Origin of the sequence: Mesobacillus sp., assembly GCF_049588175.1 — a bacterium.
In the GTDB taxonomy this organism is placed as follows: Bacteria; Bacillota; Bacilli; order Bacillales; family Cytobacillaceae; genus Mesobacillus.
Genome location: NZ_JBAVFI010000266.1, coordinates 1 through 2,112 on the forward strand (window position 1 = coordinate 1; position 2,112 = coordinate 2,112).

Genomic DNA, 2,112 nt, shown 5'->3' on the forward strand with positions numbered 1-2,112 from the left:
TACCAGCACAGTAGCAGGATATTTAATGGCGATGATCGATAAGGAGATATGGGTATTCGTCAGCCCCATATCTTTATCCGCAGCAGGAGGTACATATCTCCACATTGGATAAGCATCAGATAATAAATATAAGTAGAGAAAATCTCCCAGCGTAAAAAAAAGGATCGTCGGATAGTAACGCTTCCAATTCCTCCAATCACCCCATATAAATAAAATGGCTAACCAAGTCAGCCCATATAAAGAATTAATCATAATGATTTAACACAACCTTATTTTTACAAATAAAGGAAATCACTTCATTAGTATAACCAAGAATTGAGTAAACTATTTTAGGAACACGGGGACGGTTCTCATGTTCCTGAAACATGAGAACCGTCCCCGTGTTTTAGCAAAATGAAATCAATCCCCTTTTTTTCCTGTTTTAAAGTATAGTTGAGAGATACAGGAAAGAAGAGGTGATCACTTGAAAAGTAAAATGAACCAGTTGTTTGAGGACAAAAAGTGTGTTCACGTGCTGTATTCTTATAATGGAATGAAAAGTTATATTGAACAGGCAGTAAGTTATGTACAAGATGGCATTGAGGCGGGAGATTACGTTATTTTCATTGATAATGAACGTATTTACCCTATTATAAATAAGGAGCTAAGCTCCCGATTAACGGCAGAACAAATGAAATTCGTTCACTTTGTAAACAACTTCGATTTCTATTATTCAAGTGGTAGTTATCATCCTCCTGCAATCACGGATTACTTTAATAAAATGGTTCAGCCATACGTTGAAAATAAAATCTCCTTCAGATCTTGGGCACATGTGGAGTGGAGCACGATGGAAGATCCGTTGCATTTAATAGAAGATTTCGAGAAAGTTGTGGACGAAGCTGTTAATTTACTGTCGTTCCCATTAATTTGTGCGTACAAAGGCGAGCAAATGCCAGACTACCTCACTAGGATTTTGATGGAAACACACCCATATGTGCTAGTCGAAGATGAGTGCATCGTCTCCGAACAATATCAGGAAGTGAATAATAAACAAAATGCTTAGGATTTCTCCTAAGCATTTTCTTATTCTCAACTCGAATGAAATGAAATGTAAGAACCCCATGTTCCAAAAAAGTGAACATAAGAACCGTCCCCATGTTCCACATTTATCCCCGATATTTGACTGCCAATCCTTTTAGAAAATTCCTGGCGAATTTATCTCCGCATTCTTTGTAATTCTTGTGTCCTGGTTTACGCAGCAGAGCGCCTAATTCACCTTTTGTTACGGTGATTCCAGCCAATTTAAAGATATCAAGCATGTCATCACTTGTTAATGCCAGCGCTATTTTCAGCTTCTTGAGAAGCATGTTATTCACATGTTCATTCGTCAGCGCAGGAATTTCCGGCTGGCCAGGCTTTGGATCCTGCTTTCCTCTTTTAAACGTAATGAAGCCATTTAAAAACGATTCTAACGTCTTATTATTGCATTTTATGTAATCGTCATTTTCTTCTACATCAATCGCGCCATAGACTTCTTCTTCTGGTTTTTTAAGCATCTTCAGCACTTCGTCTTTTGTTACTTTCACGCCGCCGAGCTTGAAGATCTCGACCATGTCTATATTTTTGATATCTTGTGCATATCGTAATCGAATCAATATATCATTGTTCTCCATTTATAAGCCTCCCCTATCAATGCCGCGGTTCTTTATCGTTTTGGCCACATAAAAGTTCATTTCCGCTCCAATTAACAGGTGCAAAAAATCAGCTGTTACCTTTAACACAGCCATCCTATTAAAAACGTTGACACCGATATTCCATAAAATACTCGTGCTCAAATCTTCGATCATTGAGCACAAGTATTATCCCACACGAACCGTGGCATTCCAAGCAATAATTCAAGGGCTAGGGATTTCTTTTTAAAAGAAGCTAAAGCTTACCCCTTCCCTGCCTGGAAACCTGGATATTGTGTCATGCCGCCATCTGCGAAAAGGGTGAGACCGGTGACGTAGCTGGCTTCGGTTGACGCAAGCCACACTGCACAAGCTGCAATTTCTTCAGGCTTGCCGATATACCCCATTGGTATCAGCTCGATTACGCCTTTCTTTAGTTCAGGATCATCGAATTTTTCTGCGT

3 protein-coding genes and 1 pseudogene are annotated in these 2,112 nt (G+C 39.2%); 1 reads left to right on the forward strand and 3 read right to left on the reverse strand.

Annotated features, from left to right (window positions below; translation table 11 throughout):
* Window positions 1-252, reverse strand: a pseudogene (locus tag WB217_RS06475) (hypothetical protein); the annotation flags it as partial.
* A 211-nt stretch (window positions 253-463) separates the two neighbouring features.
* Here WB217_RS06475 and WB217_RS06480 point away from each other — a divergent pair.
* Window positions 464-1,042, forward strand: a complete 579-nt coding sequence (locus tag WB217_RS06480) for an MEDS domain-containing protein (protein WP_423991765.1) — start codon at window positions 464-466, stop codon at window positions 1,040-1,042.
* Window positions 1,043-1,145: 103 nt separating this feature from the next.
* Here WB217_RS06480 and WB217_RS06485 read toward each other — a convergent pair whose 3' ends face one another.
* Window positions 1,146-1,652, reverse strand: a complete 507-nt coding sequence (locus tag WB217_RS06485; protein ID WP_423991767.1) for a DUF1456 family protein — start codon at window positions 1,650-1,652, stop codon at window positions 1,146-1,148.
* Between the two features lie 260 nt (window positions 1,653-1,912).
* Window positions 1,913-2,112 (reverse strand): SDR family oxidoreductase (locus WB217_RS06490; RefSeq protein WP_423991769.1); only part of this gene is annotated, 200 nt, incomplete at its 5' end.